The organism is Streptomyces sp. NPDC089799 (assembly GCF_040684755.1).
GTDB lineage: Bacteria > Actinomycetota > Actinomycetes > Streptomycetales > Streptomycetaceae > Streptomyces.
Genome location: NZ_JBFBGR010000016.1, coordinates 79,346 through 94,372 on the forward strand (window position 1 = coordinate 79,346; position 15,027 = coordinate 94,372).

The following is a 15,027-nucleotide window of genomic DNA, read 5'->3' on the forward strand; positions in this document are numbered from 1 at the left end:
TCATGGGATGGAGGTGGACCGATGACCGAAGTGCTTCTGCTGATCGTGGCGCTGCTGCTCTGCCTGGCCTGCGGTGTCTTCGTCGCGGCCGAGTTCTCGCTGACCACCGTCGAGCGCAGCGAACTCGAACGCGCCGTCGAACGGGGTGAGCGGGGCGCGGAGAGTGCCCTGTCGGCCGTCAGGAGCCTGACCTTCCAGCTGTCCGGGGCCCAGCTCGGCATCACCGTCACCGGCCTGATCATCGGCATGCTCGCCAAACCGTCGATCGCAGCCCTGCTCCAGGGGCCGTTCGAGGCCATGGGCCTGTCCCCGGCCGTGGCCTCCTCCACCGCCCTGGTGCTCGGCACGGCCGTGTCGACGGTGGTGCTGATGGTGGTCGGCGAGCTGGTGCCGAAGAACTGGGCGATCTCCTCGCCGCTGGCGGTGGCCAAGCGGGTGGCGACCATGCAGCGCGTGTTCACCCGCGTCTTCCGGCCGCTGATCGCGCACCTCAACACCACGGCGAACCACACGGTGCGCCGGTTCGGCCTGGAGCCGGCCGAGGAACTGGCCTCCGCCCGGACCCCGCAGGAGCTGGTGGCGCTGGCCCGGCACTCGGCGAAGGCGGGGGCGCTGGAGAAGGACACCGCCGAGCTGTTCGTCCGCACCCTGAACCTCGCCGACCTGACCGCGGAGAACGTGATGACCCCGCGGGTGCAGGTGACCGCGCTGGACGTGCAGACCACGGCGGAGGACGTGGCGAACGCGACCATGGCCACCGGGCTGTCCCGCTACCCGGTCTACCGGGGCAGCCTGGACACCGTGGTCGGGACGGTGCACATCAAGGACGTGCTGGCCCTGCCGGCCTCCGAACGGCACGGGTACCCGGTGGCGCGGCTGCTCCGCGAGCCGCTGCTGGTGCCGGAGTCGCTGACCGTGGACCGGCTGCTGGACCGGATGGCGGGCCGGCAGACGATGGCCGTGGTCATCGACGAGTACGGCGGCACGGCCGGGGTGGTCACCCTGGAGGACATCGTCGAGGAGGTGGTCGGCGAGGTCCGGGACGAGCACGATCCGCACGAGGCCCCGGACCTGGCCCCGGCCGGTACGGACGCCGCCGGGCGGCGCCTCTACGCGGCGGACGGCGCGGCGCGCACCGACCAGCTGGAGCGGATCGGCCTGCGGGTGCCGGAGGGACCGTACGAGACGCTGGCCGGGCTGATAGCGACCGAGCTGGGGCGCATCCCCGCCGCCGGGGACAGCCTGGAGCTCGACGGTTGGCGCATCGAGGTGGTGGACGCCTCCGGGCGGCGGGCCGCACGGGTGCTGCTACACGCGCCGGTGGAGCCCGCCGGGGGTCAGGGAGGGGCCCGATGACCGCGGTACAGCTGCTGATCGGCCTGGCGACGCTGGTCGTCAACGCCTTCTTCGTCGGGGCGGAGTTCGCGATGATCTCGGTCCGGCGGAGTCAGATCGAGCCGTACGCGGAGCGCGGCGACCGGCGGGGCGGCAGTGTGCTGTGGGGCCTGGAGCACGTGTCCGCGCTGATGGCGGCGGCCCAGCTGGGCATCACCCTGTGCACGCTGGTGCTGGGCGTGGTGGCCGAGCCGGCCATCGCCCACCTGCTGAGCCCGCTGCTGGAGCTGCTCCGGGTCCCGCACGGGCTGACGCACGCCGTCTCCTTCGTGGTGGCGCTGGCCCTGGCGACGTACCTGCACATGCTGTTCGGAGAGATGGTGCCGAAGAACGTGGCCCTGGCCGAGCCGGTGCGCACGGCGCTGGCGCTGGGGCCGCCGCTGGTGGCGCTGGCCCGGGCGCTGCGGCCGGTGATCTTCGCGGTGAACGCCTTCGCCAACCTGCTGCTGCGGCTGCTGCGGGTGGAGACCAAGGACGAGGTGTCGGCGACCTTCTCGGACGACGAGCTGGCCCGGATCGTCCGCGACTCCAGCGAGGCGGGGCTGATCGACGACCGGGCGAGCGAGCGGCTGCACGACGCGCTGGAGCTGGGGCGGCGGCCGGTCACCGATGTGGTGCTGCCGGCGGACGAGGTGGTCCGGGCGCGGCAGGGCATCACCCCCGGGGAGCTGGAGCAGCTGTCGGCGTCGTCCGGGTACTCGCGGTTCCCGGTCGTCGACGAGCAGCGGAAGATCCTCGGGTACCTGCACGTCAAGGACGCCCTGGACGCCCCGTCGCGGGAGGAGCCGTTCCCCGATTCGGCCGTGCGGCCGATCGCCCGGATCCGTGCGGACACCCCGCTGGACGACGTACTGACCGCGATGCGGCGGACCAGTACGCACCTGGCGGCCGTGCTGGACGCGGACGGGGCGATGGCGGGGCTGGTGACGATGGAGGACGTGCTGCGCGAGCTGTTCGGAAAGGGCCACTGAACCGATCGGCACCGGACCCAACCGAACCGGTCGGCCCCGACTGATCGGCACCGACCGATCGGCACCGACCGCCGGCCGTTCGGCAGGAGTCCGCCGACCGGCCCGTGAACGGACCGACCGCGCGGTAACATCGCTTCGCCATGGAGATGAATGCGCCGTACACCAGTTTCGTCGCCCTCGGCGACTCCTTCACCGAGGGCATGTCGGACGAGCTGTCGGACGGCTCCTACCGGGGCTGGGCGGATCTGCTCGCCGCCCGCCTGGCCGCCCTCGAACCGGACTTCCGGTACGCGAACCTCGCCGTGCGCGGCAAGCTGATCGGGCAGATCGTCGCCGACCAGGTGGAGCCGGCGGCCGCCATGCGGGCCGACGTGGTCACCCTGGTGGGCGGGCTCAACGACGCACTGCGCCCGCGGGTGGACATGAGCCGCGTCCGCGGCCATCTGGAGGAGGCCGTGGAACGCCTGGCCCCCAGCTGCCGGACGCTGGTCCTCATGCGCTCCCCCGGCCGCAACGGCCCGGTGATGGAGCGTTTCCGCCCCCGCATGGAGGAGCTCTTCGGGATCCTGGAAGAGCTCGCGGCCCGGCACGGCGCCGTGGTGGCCGACCTGTACGGGGCGCCCGTGCTCGGCGATCCCCGGCTCTGGGCGGTGGACCGGCTGCACCTGACCGCCGAGGGCCACCGCCGGGTGGCCGAGGCGGTCTGGCAGAGCCTGGGCCTGCCCCCGGCCGAGGACTGGCGCGCGGAACTCCCCCCGGCACGGCCCGCCCGGTGGACGGCCCGGCGGACCGATGACCTACGCTTCGCCCGGCAGCACCTTGTCCCGTGGGTCGGCCGCCGGCTGACCGGCCGCTCCTCCGGGGACGGCCGCCCCGCCAAGCGCCCCGAGCTGCTCCCGTACTCGTAGCAACCCACAACCCGAGACAGGGCCCGGACCTGCGTAAACGCACAGCCCGGCGACGGCTAGAATCCCTATCCGTGACTGCCAAGCCCCGCATCCCCAATGTCCTGGCCGGCCGCTACGCTTCCCCGGAGCTCGCCGTCCTGTGGTCCCCCGAGTACAAGGTGACCCTGGAGCGGCGGCTCTGGCTCGCCGTGCTGCGCGCCCAGAAGGACCTCGGCATCGAGGTCCCGGACGCCGCCCTGGCCGACTACGAGCGCGTCCTGGAGCAGGTCGACCTCGCCTCCATCGCCGAGCGCGAGAAGGTGACCCGCCACGACGTGAAGGCCCGGATCGAGGAGTTCAACGCCCTCGCCGGCCACGAGCACGTCCACAAGGGCATGACCTCCCGGGACCTCACCGAGAACGTCGAGCAGCTCCAGATCCGGCTCTCCCTGGAACTGGCCCGGAACCGCACGGTCGCCGTGCTCTCCCGGCTCGGCAAGCTGTCCGGCGAGTACGCCGAGCTCGTCATGGCGGGCCGCTCGCACAACGTGGCGGCGCAGGCCACCACCCTGGGCAAGCGCTTCGCGACCGCCGCCGACGAGCTGCTGGTCGCCTACGGCCGCCTGGAGGACCTGCTGGGCCGCTACCCGCTGCGCGGGATCAAGGGCCCGGTCGGCACCGCCCAGGACATGCTGGACCTGCTCGGCGGCGACGCCGGCAAGCTCGCCGAGCTGGAGCAGCGGATCGCCGGCCACCTCGGCTTCGCGCACGCCTTCACCTCGGTCGGCCAGGTCTACCCCCGCTCGCTGGACTACGACGTGGTCACCGCCCTGGTGCAGCTGGCCGCCGCTCCGTCCTCGGTCGCCAAGACGGTCCGCCTGATGGCCGGCCACGAGCTGGTCACCGAGGGCTTCAAGCCCGGCCAGGTCGGCTCCTCCGCGATGCCGCACAAGATGAACACCCGCTCCTGCGAGCGCGTGAACGGTCTGATGGTCATCCTGCGCGGCTACGCCTCGATGACCGCCGAGCTGGCCGGCGACCAGTGGAACGAGGGCGACGTGTCCTGCTCCGTGGTCCGCCGGGTGGCCCTGCCGGACGCCTTCTTCGCCTTCGACGGCCTGCTGGAGACCTTCCTGACGGTGCTCGACGAGTTCGGCGCCTTCCCCGCCGTGGTCGCCCGCGAGCTGGACCGCTACCTGCCGTTCCTGGCCACCACCAAGGTGCTGATGGGTGCCGTGCGCGCCGGTGTGGGCCGCGAGGTGGCGCACGAGGTCATCAAGGAGCACGCGGTGGCCTCCGCCCTCGCCATGCGCGAGCAGGGCGCGGAGCGCAACGAGCTGCTGGACAAGCTGGCCGCCGACGAGCGGATCCCGCTGGACCGGGCCGCGCTCGACGCCCTGATGGCCGACAAGCTGTCCTTCACCGGGGCGGCCGGCGACCAGGTGGCCGCGGTGGTGTCCCGCATCGAGGAGATCGCCAAGCAGCACCCGGAGGCCGCCGGGTACACGCCCGGGTCCATCCTCTGACCCCTGGTCCCCGACGGACCGAACGCCGCCCGTGACCGCGTCCTCCCGGACGGGGTCACGGGCGGTCTGCGTGGCGGGCCCTCCGCACACGCCCTCCTCCCCCTCCCCCTCCCCCTCCGTCTCCCGGCCCGCGCTCAGGGCGGGTCCGTCACCGTGACGGCGGCCATGAGCTGTGGGGAGTGGTCGGCCCCCCACTGGGCTGCGTAGAGCGCCACCCAGTGGGGGGCCACCCGCCACAGGTGCAGGTGGTCGGTGGTGCCGCTCAACTCCTGCCAGGGCTCGGCGAGCCGGTCCCCCGTACCGGCCCGCTCCAGCATCCCCCGCGTCCACACCAGGTCGGCCGCCCCCCAGCGGCCGGTCAGCGCCTGGGCCAGCGCGCCGTATTCGGCGGACACCCGCTCCTCCCCCTCGATCCGGTCGGCCGGGTCCTCGTCCCCGTACCAGCGGCTCTCGCCCAGTTCCGCCAGGTGGTAACCGGGGCCGCTGGTGACCTGCCCGGACCGGGTCCGGGTCTTCGGAAAGCCACACGCCCGGAGCCGGTCGATCGTCTCGATGTGCTCTGCCGTGGTCATGCCGTCAGTATTCCGGCGACCACTGACAACTGGCCCACCGTCACCGAGGACGCCCCTCAGACGTCCCGTCGGCGGACCGCCAGCCAGCCGGCGGCAAGCGCGGCCGCCGTCCACAGCGCCATCACTCCCAGGCCGCTCCAGGGGCCCAGCTCGCCGTACGGCTCGACGCGCATCACCATCTGCCCGGCGCGGTCCGGAAGGTACTGCGCGGCACCGCCCACCACATCGCCGACGACGAAGGAGACGATCAGCATGAACGGTATGAGGATGCTCAGCGTCGCGGCCGCACTGCGGAACACCGCCGTGAGCCCGGCGGCGAACAGGCTGATCAGGGTCAGGTAGAGACCGCATCCGACGGTGGCGCGGAGCGCGCCGTCGTCGCCCAGGCCGAGGGCGTACCGGCCCATGAACGCCTGGCCGCCCAGGAAGGTCGTGAAGGCGGTCGCCTGGCCCGTCAGGAAGGCCAGTCCGCCCACGGCGAGCAGCTTCGAGAGGTAGAAGCGGGTGCGGTTCGGCACCGAGGTCAGGGTGACGCGCAGGGCGTTGTCGTGGAACTCGCTCGCGAAGGCGTTCGCGCCGAAGGAGATGGCGGCGATCTGCCCGAACATCAGCCCGTAGAAGGCGGCGAACATCGGGTCCTGGCCCATGCTGCCGTCCTCGGCGCTGCCGATGGCGGCGGCGGTGAGCATCTGGATCCCGGCCGTCGCCAGGAGGACGGCCACGAGCGACACCGAGGTGCCGCGCAGCGAGCGCAACTTGATCCATTCCGCGTGCAGGGCATCTCGGGTGGGCAGGGCGGCTCGGGCGGGCGCGGCGGCCGGGGTGGGCAGGGCGGTGGTGGACATGGCACGCATTCCTTCGGTCATGGTCAGCGGGTGGCGGCGAACTCGCCGTGGTCGGCGGTGAGGTCGAGGTAGGCCTGTTCCAGCGAGGCCCGCTCGTCGGACAGTTCGAGCACGGGGATGCCCTCGCGGGCGGCGAGCGCGCCGATCTGCTCGGCCCGTATCCCGTCGACGGTCCAGCGGCCGTCTCCGGCCTCGGTCGGTTCGAGGCCGTCCCGGGCGAGGGCGGCGCGCAGGCGCACCGGGTCGGAGGTGCGGAGCCGGACCCGCGCGGTGCTCCGCTCGTCGATGAAGTCCTTCATCGGGGTGTCCGCGAGCAGCCGGCCCCGGCCGAGGACGACCAGGTGGTCGACGAAGGAGGCGGTCTCCGACATCAGGTGGCTGGACACCAGGACCGTGCGCCCCTCCCGGGCGAGGCCGCGCATCAGCTCGCGGATCCAGATGATGCCCTCCGGGTCGAGGCCGTTGGTGGGCTCGTCCAGCAGCAGCACCCCGGGGTCGCCGAGCAGGGCGGCGGCGATGCCCAGTCGCTGGCGCATGCCCAGCGAGTAGGTCTTGATGCGCTTGCGGCCCGCCGGGGCGATGCCGGCCTGCTCCATCACCTCCTCCACCCGGCGCGCCGGGAGGCCGTTGCCCACGGCCAGGGCGAGCAGGTGGTCGCGGCCGGTGCGCCCGCCGTGTGCGGCCTGGGCGTCCAGCAGGGCGCCGACGTGGTGGAGCGGACGGGCGAGGTCGGTGAAGCGGCGGCCGCCGATGGTGGCGGTGCCCGAAGTGGCCCGGTCCAGTCCGAGCAGCAGTCGCAGGGTGGTGGACTTGCCGGCGCCGTTGGGGCCGAGGAAGCCGGTGACCCGGCCGGGCAGCACGTCGAAGGAGAGGTGGTCGACGGCCCGGGTGGCGCCGTACTCCTTGGTCAGCCGGCGGATCTCGATGGTGTGCGTCGCTGCGTTCATGGATCGAGCTTCGCTGCCGGACCCACCCCCGTTCCTCCCCCGTGCGGGGGGATCGTCTCCCCCGTGCGGGGGAGACGGCGGTGATCGTGCGGATGTCACGATGTCGGCATGTACCGACTGATCAGAGCCCCCCTCCAACCGCTCACGTATTCGCGCTGGTTGCACCTGTGCGTGCCCGTGCTGCTGGTGGCCCTGTGGATGTTCATCGAGTCCGATGCCCCCTGGGTGCCGGCCCTGATCATCGCCCCGTTCGGTCTGGTCCCCTGGATGCGGACCGCGGAGGGGCTGCAGGCGCAGTTCCTGCTCACCCCCGGCGAACGCGGATCGGAGGAGAGCCGCATCTCCACGGTGGCCTCGAAGCGCTGGGGCGACCGCTGGCGGACCGTGCTCTGGCTGGAGATACGGCTGGTGCTGGCGTTCACGGCCATGTTCCCCACGGTCTGGCTGCCCGCGTTCACCGTCGAGCTGGTCTCGGTGGCCTTCGGCCATCCGGTCGGTGGGGACATGGCGCTGCCGGTGGTGCCGCCGCCCTGGCTGGCGGCCGTGCTGGTGCCCGTACCGCTGGTCGTGCTGCTGGTGATCGTGTTCCTGCTGGGCGAGCTCGTCACGGCCACCGCGACCCGGCTGCTGGGGCCTTCGGCCGCGGAGCGGCTGTCGGTCCTGGAGGCGCGGACGGAACAGCTGCTGGAACGCACCAGGATCGCGCGCGAGCTGCACGACACGATCGGCCACGCACTGACGGTGGCCGTGGTCCAGGCGGGGGCCGCGCGGGCGGCGGGCGATCCGGAGTTCACCGAACGGGCGCTGTGCGCCATCGAGGAGACCGGCCGCGCCGCCCTGGAGGACCTGGAGCGGGTCCTGGCGGTGCTGCGGGATTCCGGGCCCCGGCCCTCGCAGCGCCCGACGCTGGCCGACGCGGACCGGCTGCTGGAGTCGACGCGGGCCTCCGGGTCCCGGGTGGACGCCGAACTGACCGGTCCGCTGGAGTCGTTGCCCGGTCCGGTCACCCGGGAGGCGTACCGGATCCTGCAGGAGGCGCTCACGAACGTGTTGCGGCACTGCGGGCCGGTCCCGGTCCGGGTGCGGGTGGCGGTGACCGGGGACCGTCTGGAGCTGGAGGTGACGAATCCGCTGCCGGCCGGTCAGGAGGCGGCCGGCGCGGGTGGCGTCGGCCACGGAGCCGGCGGAGGCAGCGGGAGCGGACTGCGCGGGATGCGGGAACGGGCCGCGCTGCTGGGCGGATCCGCGGACTCCGGTCCGCACCAGGGGGGTTGGAGGGTGCGCGCGCGGCTTCCGCTGGAGCACATACGCTGAGGGGATGCCGGTCACCGTACTCCTCGTCGACGACGAACCCCTGGTGCGCGCGGGTCTGCGCGCCGTGCTCGACGCCCAGCCCGACATCGAGGTGGTGGGTGAGGCCGCCGACGGTGCGGCCGTGATCCCGCTGGTGCGGCAGCTGCGGCCGGACGTGGTGGCCATGGACGTGCGGATGCCGCTGCTGGACGGGATCGAGGCGACCAAGGCGGTCCTGAGGAACGTCGACGCGCCGCCGAAGATCCTGGTGGTGACCACCTTCGAGAACGACGAGTACGTGTACCGGGCGCTGCGGGCCGGCGCGGACGGCTTCCTGCTGAAGCGCGCCCGGCCGGCGGAGATCGTGCACGCGGTGCGGCTGGTCGCGGAGGGGGATTCGCTGCTGTTCCCGGCGGCGGTCCGGTCGATGGCCTCGGAGTACGGGAACAGCAAGGCGCGGACCAGGCTGGAGCGCGCGGCGCTGACCGAGCGCGAGGAGGCGGTGCTGCGGCTGATGGCGCGGGGGCTGACCAACGCGGAGATCGCGGGCGAGATGTTCGTCGGTACGGAAACGGTGAAGTCCCATGTGAGTGCGGTGCTGGGGAAGCTGGGCGCGCGGGACCGGACGCAGGCGGTGATCACGGCGTACGAGTCGGGGTTCGTCTCTCCGGCCTGACGTGGGCGTCCGCGGGTAACCCCCCTCGTTCTCGCCGTCCCACCGGGGGCGCAGTACGATCCGGCTGACAGGCGCGCTAGCTGGGAGGACACACGTTGGGGCAGCTGACCGGCGGGGATCCCTCTCTGCTCAGACGGATCAACTCCGCCGTGGTGCTGCGCGCGCTGCGCGCGGCCGGATCGCCCACCCTCACGGACCTGACACGGCTGACCGGTTTGTCCCGGCCGACGGTGGAAGGGGTCGTGGAGGGTCTCATGGGCACCGGGCTGGTCGTCGAGGCCGCCGTCGAGGAGGGCGCGCGCCGGCAGGGCCGGCCGGCCCGCCGGTTCCGGTTCCGGGCGGAGGCCGGTCACCTGCTGGGCATCGAGATCGGTTCGCACCGCATCGCCGCCCTGCTGTCCGGGCTGGACGGACGGGTGATCGGGGCGGGCACCAAGGAGGTCTCCGAGACCGCTTCCGCCGACGAGCGGCTGGAGAAGGTCCGGGCGACGGTCGCCGACCTGCTGCGCCGGGCCGGGGTGCCGCGGGACTCACTGCGCGCGGTGGGGGTCGCGAGCCCCGGCATCGTGGAGGCGGACGGCACGGTACGGCTGGGCACGGCGCTGCCGGGATGGACCGGGCTGCCGCTCGGGGACCGGCTGCGGCGCTCGTTCCGGTGCCCGGTGCAGGTGGAGAACGACGCGAACGCGGCGGCGGTCGGTGAGCACTGGAAGGGCTCCGCGCGGGACACCGACGACATGGTGTTCGTGATGGCGGGGCTGAGTCCGGGAGCCGGTTCGCTGATCGGCGGCCGGCTGCACCGGGGGTTCGGCGGGGCGGCCGGGGAGATCGGCGCCCTGCACCTGCTGGGGCGCGAGGTGTCGCCGGAGAAGCTGCTGTCCACCACCGGGGAGCCGCTGCACCCGCTGGACGAGCAGGCCGTCGCGGAGGTGTTCACCAGCGCCCGGCGCGGCGACGAACGGGCGGTGGCGGCGCTGGAGCGGTTCGTGCAGCGGCTGGTGCACGACGTGGCCGCGCTGGTCCTCGCGATGGATCCGGAGCTGGTGGTGGTCGGCGGCTGGGCGGCCGGGCTGGACGACGTACTGGAGCCGCTGCGCCGGGAGCTCGCCCGGTACTGCCTGCGGCCGCCGCGGGTGGCGCTGTCGATGCTGGGTGAGGCGGCGGTGGCGACCGGTGCGCTGCGGCTGGCCCTCGACCAGGCCGAGGAGGAGCTGTTCGCAGTGGAGAAGTCGGTGACCGCCCGCCGCCGCTGACCCGCCCGCCGCCGCTGACCCGCCCGCCGCCGCTGACCCGCCCGCCGCGGCTGACCGGCCGCGCCGGCGGGCCGCACCGGCAGTCATCGGCGGCAGCGCTCATCGGCCGGCCGCGCCGGGGGTACCGGCGGCCTCAGGAGGCGACGCGCTCGGCTTCCGTGTCGTGGCTGATCTCCATGTCGCCGGAGTCCCCGAAGGTCAGCCGGCAGGTGTCGGCGCGGTACGTGGCCACCGACACGGCGGCCGTGCCGCCGGAGGCGATGTAGCGGGTGGTCACGACGAGCACGGGGGCGCCGGGCAGCCGGTCCAGTTCCCTGGCGTCGTCGGCGCGGGCCGAGCCGAGCTCCACCGACCGGTCCTGGCCCTCCAGTTCGAGGCGCTGGAGCTCCCGGAGCACGGCGCGGGCACGGGCCGGGCCGGACGGCGCGTCGATGGCGGAGAGGCCGGGCACGGAGGCGGCGGGCACGTAGAGCAGTTCCGCGGCGACGGCCTGGCCGTGGGTGATCCGGGTACGGCGCACGGTGTGCACGGGCAGGTCGGCGGACGCGCCGAGGAGCCTGGCCACGGCCGGGCCGGGCTCGTCCTCGGTGGCGGTCACCAGCTGCCAGCCGTCGGCGGTCTCTCCGGGCCAGTTCTGGCGGGCGGTGCCGACGTCCACGCCGACCCGGGGCGGGGCGACGGTGGTGCCGACACCCCGGCGGCGCTGCAGCCGGCCTTCCAGCTCCAGCTGCTCCAGGGCCTGCCGGAGGGTGGCACGGGCGACACCGAAGCGGGCGGCGAGCTCGCGCTCGTTCGGCAGGACCTCGCCCACCGCGAAGTCCTGATCGAGCGCCTCGCTGAGCACGGTCTTGAGGTGCCAGTACTTCGGCTCCGGCACCGTGTCGAGCTGCGTCGTCCCCACCCTGACTCCTCCTGCGTTCGCCGCATGCGCTGCAATCGCCGTTGTTCCAGCGGCAGCTCGATGCCGTGGTTTCGCGCCTTTGTTTATTAAAGGTTCCTGCACTATCCCTGTGACCATAGGGCGACGCACCACCTTGGTCAAGACCAATCCTCACGCCTGGACCGGGCAGATCGGGCATACGTATCAAGCCGTTCACGGGATGTTCGCGGATGCCACGGGACTTGACACGGCGGACGGCACGGTGCAGACGGCGCCGTCCGCTGTTCACCGGCGGTTCGTGTCCTTGACGCGGCCGGGCGGAAGTGCGGCGGCACACTGGCCCGACCCCGCCCGTACGGCCCGCCCGGCCACCCCCGCCCCTGGAGGCGCAACGATGCCGCACACCCGCCGGTCCCTGTTCCGCGGCTCCCTCGCCGCGTCCGCCGTGCTCGCCCTCCCCGGCGCGCCCGTGGCACGCGCCTCGTCCGGGTCCACGGCGGCGGCCGCGGCCGCCGCGGCCTCCGTTCCCGGGCCCGCTCCGGGCGCGCCCGCGTTCAGCCGCTCGGGCCGCCCGGGCGCGCCCTGGGGCGTCCAGTCCGGCGAGATCACCCCGTTCTCGGCGGTGGTCTGGACCCGGTCCGACCGGCCCGCCCGGATGTCCGTGGAGACCTCCCCGAGCGAGTCCTTCCGCTACGGCGTGCGCCTGCACCCGGGCCCCTTCCTCGGCCCGGCCACCGACTTCACCGGCATCACCGGCCTGCACGGCCTGCCGCCCGGCCGGCAGGTCCACTACCGGGTGCTGCTGACCGACCCCGACGATCCGCGCCGCGCGGGCGAACCCGTCCACGGCACCTTCCGCACCACCCCCGTCACCCGCCGCTCCGGAGTGCGCTTCCTGTGGTCCGGCGATCTGGCCGGCCAGGGCTGGGGCATCAACCCCGACCGGGGCGGCCACCGCGTCTTCGAGGAGATGCGGCGGCTCTCCCCGGACTTCTTCCTGTTCAGCGGGGACACGATCTACGCCGACGGCCCGATCCGGCCGGAGGTCCCGCTGCGCGACGGCACCCTGTGGCGGAACGTCACCACCGAGGAGAAGTCGAAGGTCGCCGAGACCCTCGCCGAGTTCCGGGGGAACTTCCGCTACAACCTCCTCGACCACAACCTGCGGGCCTTCAACGCCCAGGTCCCGGTGGTCGCCCAGTGGGACGACCACGAGGTGCGCAACAACTGGTACCCGGGCCAGCTGCTGGACGACCCGCGCTACACGGTCAAGGAGGCGGACGTGCTGGCCGGCCGCGCGCTGCAGGCCTTCGGGGAGTACTTCCCCGTCACCGACCTCGGCCGCTCCGGACGCACCGGCCACTCCGGCTACCCGGGCGCCCGCGGGTACGCCGGGGGCCCCGGCCGGACCGAGGGCCGGATGTACCGCCTGGTCCAGCACGGCCCGCTGCTCGACGTGTTCGTGCTCGACATGCGCACGTACCGCAACGCCAACTCGCCGAACCGGCAGACCGATGACGCGGTCGGCATCCTCGGCGCGGAGCAACTGGCCTGGCTCAAGCGCGAGCTGGCCCGCTCCCGGGCCACCTGGAAGGTCATCGCCGCCGACATGCCGCTGGGCATCGTGGTCCCCGACGGCGCCACCGACTACGAGGCGGTGGCCCAGGGCGACCCGGGCGCCCCGCTCGGCCGTGAGCTGCAGATCGCCGACCTGCTGCGGTTCGTCAAGCACCGGCGGATCACCGGGACGGTGTGGCTGACCGCCGACGTCCACTACACCGCCGCCAACCACTACGCGCCGGAGCGGGCCGCCTTCTCCGACTTCGCGCCGTTCTGGGAGTTCGTCTCCGGCCCGGTGGGCGCCGGCGGCTTCCCGCACGGCCCGCTCGACGGCACCTTCGGCCCGCGCCGGGAGTTCGTACGGTCGGCCCCGTTCGCCAACCTTTCCCCGGCGGAGAACCCGCCGTACTACGGAGAGGTGGACATCGACGGCGACAGCGGGGAGCTCACCGTGCGGCTGCGCGGCGAGGGCGTGGGCGTGCTCTTCTCACGGACCCTCCAGCCGGGTCGCGTCGGCCAGTGAGGGGGACGACGGGTGATCCGGACGGGCGGTGAGCGGATCGTCCCTCTGGTCCCCTCGCGAAAAGGGGTCGAAATCGACCATTGGGATCCTTAACCGCGCGGTCACACATCATTCGTGATCACGCAACACCGCTTCGCCACAGTGGTGGGCATGACTGATCACCTCACGCACACCCCTCACGCGCACCGCCGGGCGCACCACTGGCGCCGCGACGTCGTCGAACTGGCCGCCCTGTTCTGCGCCGTCGCGGTGGCCGACGCCCTCGCCAACCTCGTCGTGCACGGCCCCGAGGGTCCCTTCCTCCTGATCGCCTCCGCCGTCGCCCTGCTGGTCACGGCCGCCTTCCACACCTGGTGGGCGCGCCGGCACAGCCACGCACCGCCGCCACCGCCGACCGCCGCGACCACACCGGGCGCGCCGGCCCCGCCCTCCGATACCGGCGTCCCCACGGCCGGCCCCGTCGCCGCCACCGGTCTGTGGCGGATGCGGACGACCGTGCGGGACGAGCCTGGCAGCCTGGCCGCGCTGTGCACCGCCCTGGCCACGCACCGAGTCGACATCCTGGCCCTCCAGACCCACCCGCTCGCCGAGGGCGGCACCGTGGACGAGTTCCTGCTGCGCGCCCCTCGGGAGCTGCCGCCGTCCGGGATCACCCGGGCGGTCGCCGCGGCCGGCGGCAACGGCACCTGGATCGAGCGGGCGGACGCCCACGACCTGGTCGACACCCCCACCCGGGTGCTCGGCCTGGCCACCCGCACCGCCCTCGACGCCGCCGAACTCCCCCTCGCGCTGCGCCACCTGCTCGGTCGCTGCACCATTCAGTCGATTCCCGCCACCACCCTCTCCGGCCGCCCGAACGCCGCCGCCGACGCCCCCGTCGAGGGGGTCCTGGAGGCCACCGTGATGCGGCTGCGCGACCCCGCCGGGGGCGCCATCACCGTGGAACGCCCCTACCTGCCCTTCACCCCGACCGAGTTCGCCCGCGCCCGCGCCCTGGTCGAGCTCGACGCCCGCCTCGGCCCGCGCGTACCGCACGGCCGGGACGTGCTGACGCTGCCCGAGGGCAACGAGATCACCGTGCGCCGGGCCGGCCCCGCCGACCTGGAGGCGGCCGTGGCCATGCACGGGCGCTGCTCCGAGCGCACCCTCGGGCTGCGCTACCACGGCCCGGTCGCCGACGCCGACCGCTATCTGAGCCACCTGCTCAGCCCCCGCTTCGGCCGCACCCTCGCCGCCACCACGGCCTCCGGCCGGCTGGTCGCCCTCGGTCACCTGCTCTGGGACGGCGACGAGACCGAGGTCGCCCTGCTCATCGAGGACGACTGGCAGCGCCGCGGCATCGGCTCCGAACTGCTGGGCCGGCTCGCCGCGATGGCCGTGGAAGCCGGGTGCGACAGCGTGTACGCCGTCACCCAGTCCTCGAACACCGGGATGGTGGCGGCCATGCGCGGCCTCTCGCTGCCCCTGGACTACCAGGTCGAGGAGGGCACCCTGGTGATCACCGCCCGGCTCGACGCCGTCGCCGCCCGGTCCGGGCTCGCGTACGACATCCCGCGCGCGGTCCCCGGTGCCGTCCCGGGTGCCCTCCCGGGAGGCGTCCCGGACTGGTTCTCCCGGCGCGGGGAACACTGACAGGTGGTGTCAGGCGGCCGGGCCGGGACGGTAGTGACGGAGGCGGTGCCTCCGTACGAAGATGTCC

13 protein-coding genes are annotated in these 15,027 nt (G+C 73.6%); 9 read left to right on the forward strand and 4 right to left on the reverse strand.

Annotated elements, in window-relative coordinates; genetic code table 11:
• Nucleotides 1–21: 21 nt before the first annotated feature.
• From AB0O36_RS19350 to purB, 4 genes are all read left to right on the forward strand, one after another.
• Nucleotides 22–1,356 (forward strand): hemolysin family protein, encoded by a 1,335-nt coding sequence (locus AB0O36_RS19350; RefSeq protein WP_365111606.1) that lies wholly within the window; start codon nt 22–24, stop codon nt 1,354–1,356.
• A complete protein-coding gene (locus AB0O36_RS19355) occupies nt 1,353–2,366 on the forward strand; it encodes a hemolysin family protein (RefSeq protein WP_365111608.1) in 1,014 nt (337 codons plus the stop codon). Before AB0O36_RS19350 ends, AB0O36_RS19355 begins: the two co-directional genes overlap by 4 nt.
• Before the next feature lie 140 nt (nt 2,367–2,506).
• Complete coding sequence (locus AB0O36_RS19360; protein WP_365111611.1) at nt 2,507–3,274, forward strand: SGNH/GDSL hydrolase family protein; 768 nt, start codon at nt 2,507–2,509, stop codon at nt 3,272–3,274.
• A gap of 71 nt (nt 3,275–3,345) precedes the next feature.
• Complete coding sequence (gene purB / locus AB0O36_RS19365) at nt 3,346–4,779, forward strand: adenylosuccinate lyase (RefSeq protein WP_365111613.1); 1,434 nt, start codon at nt 3,346–3,348, stop codon at nt 4,777–4,779.
• Between the two features lie 134 nt (nt 4,780–4,913).
• On the opposite strand, the gene AB0O36_RS19370 is transcribed toward purB, so the two are convergent.
• The 3 genes from AB0O36_RS19370 to AB0O36_RS19380 are packed head-to-tail and all read right to left on the reverse strand — an operon-like array spanning nt 4,914 to nt 7,143.
• Nucleotides 4,914–5,351 (reverse strand): hypothetical protein, encoded by a 438-nt coding sequence (locus tag AB0O36_RS19370; protein ID WP_365111615.1) that lies wholly within the window; start codon nt 5,349–5,351, stop codon nt 4,914–4,916.
• A gap of 56 nt (nt 5,352–5,407) precedes the next feature.
• On the reverse strand, nt 5,408–6,196 hold the full coding sequence (locus tag AB0O36_RS19375) for an ABC transporter permease (RefSeq protein ID WP_365111617.1): 789 nt from the start codon (nt 6,194–6,196) through the stop codon (nt 5,408–5,410).
• 23 nt (nt 6,197–6,219) lie between these two features.
• Nucleotides 6,220–7,143, reverse strand: a complete 924-nt coding sequence (locus tag AB0O36_RS19380) for an ATP-binding cassette domain-containing protein (protein ID WP_365111620.1) — start codon at nt 7,141–7,143, stop codon at nt 6,220–6,222.
• 108 nt (nt 7,144–7,251) lie between these two features.
• On the opposite strand from AB0O36_RS19380, the gene AB0O36_RS19385 reads away from it, so the two are divergent.
• The 3 genes from AB0O36_RS19385 (at nt 7,252) to AB0O36_RS19395 (ending at nt 10,365) form a co-directional block, all read left to right on the forward strand.
• Nucleotides 7,252–8,457 (forward strand): histidine kinase, encoded by a 1,206-nt coding sequence (locus tag AB0O36_RS19385; protein ID WP_365111623.1) that lies wholly within the window; start codon nt 7,252–7,254, stop codon nt 8,455–8,457.
• A gap of 4 nt (nt 8,458–8,461) precedes the next feature.
• Entirely contained in the window at nt 8,462–9,112 is a 651-nt protein-coding gene (locus AB0O36_RS19390) for a response regulator transcription factor (protein WP_365111626.1), read from the forward strand.
• A gap of 95 nt (nt 9,113–9,207) precedes the next feature.
• A complete protein-coding gene (locus tag AB0O36_RS19395) occupies nt 9,208–10,365 on the forward strand; it encodes an ROK family transcriptional regulator (protein ID WP_365111629.1) in 1,158 nt (385 codons plus the stop codon).
• A gap of 133 nt (nt 10,366–10,498) precedes the next feature.
• On the opposite strand, the gene AB0O36_RS19400 is transcribed toward AB0O36_RS19395, so the two are convergent.
• On the reverse strand, nt 10,499–11,266 hold the full coding sequence (locus AB0O36_RS19400; RefSeq protein WP_365111632.1) for a GntR family transcriptional regulator: 768 nt from the start codon (nt 11,264–11,266) through the stop codon (nt 10,499–10,501).
• Between the two features lie 373 nt (nt 11,267–11,639).
• Here AB0O36_RS19400 and AB0O36_RS19405 point away from each other — a divergent pair, with 373 nt between their 5' ends.
• Nucleotides 11,640–13,328 (forward strand): alkaline phosphatase D family protein, encoded by a 1,689-nt coding sequence (locus AB0O36_RS19405; protein WP_365111634.1) that lies wholly within the window; start codon nt 11,640–11,642, stop codon nt 13,326–13,328.
• A gap of 150 nt (nt 13,329–13,478) precedes the next feature.
• Nucleotides 13,479–14,960, forward strand: a complete 1,482-nt coding sequence (locus tag AB0O36_RS19410) for a GNAT family N-acetyltransferase (RefSeq protein ID WP_365111637.1) — start codon at nt 13,479–13,481, stop codon at nt 14,958–14,960.
• Nucleotides 14,961–15,027: the final 67 nt, after the last annotated feature.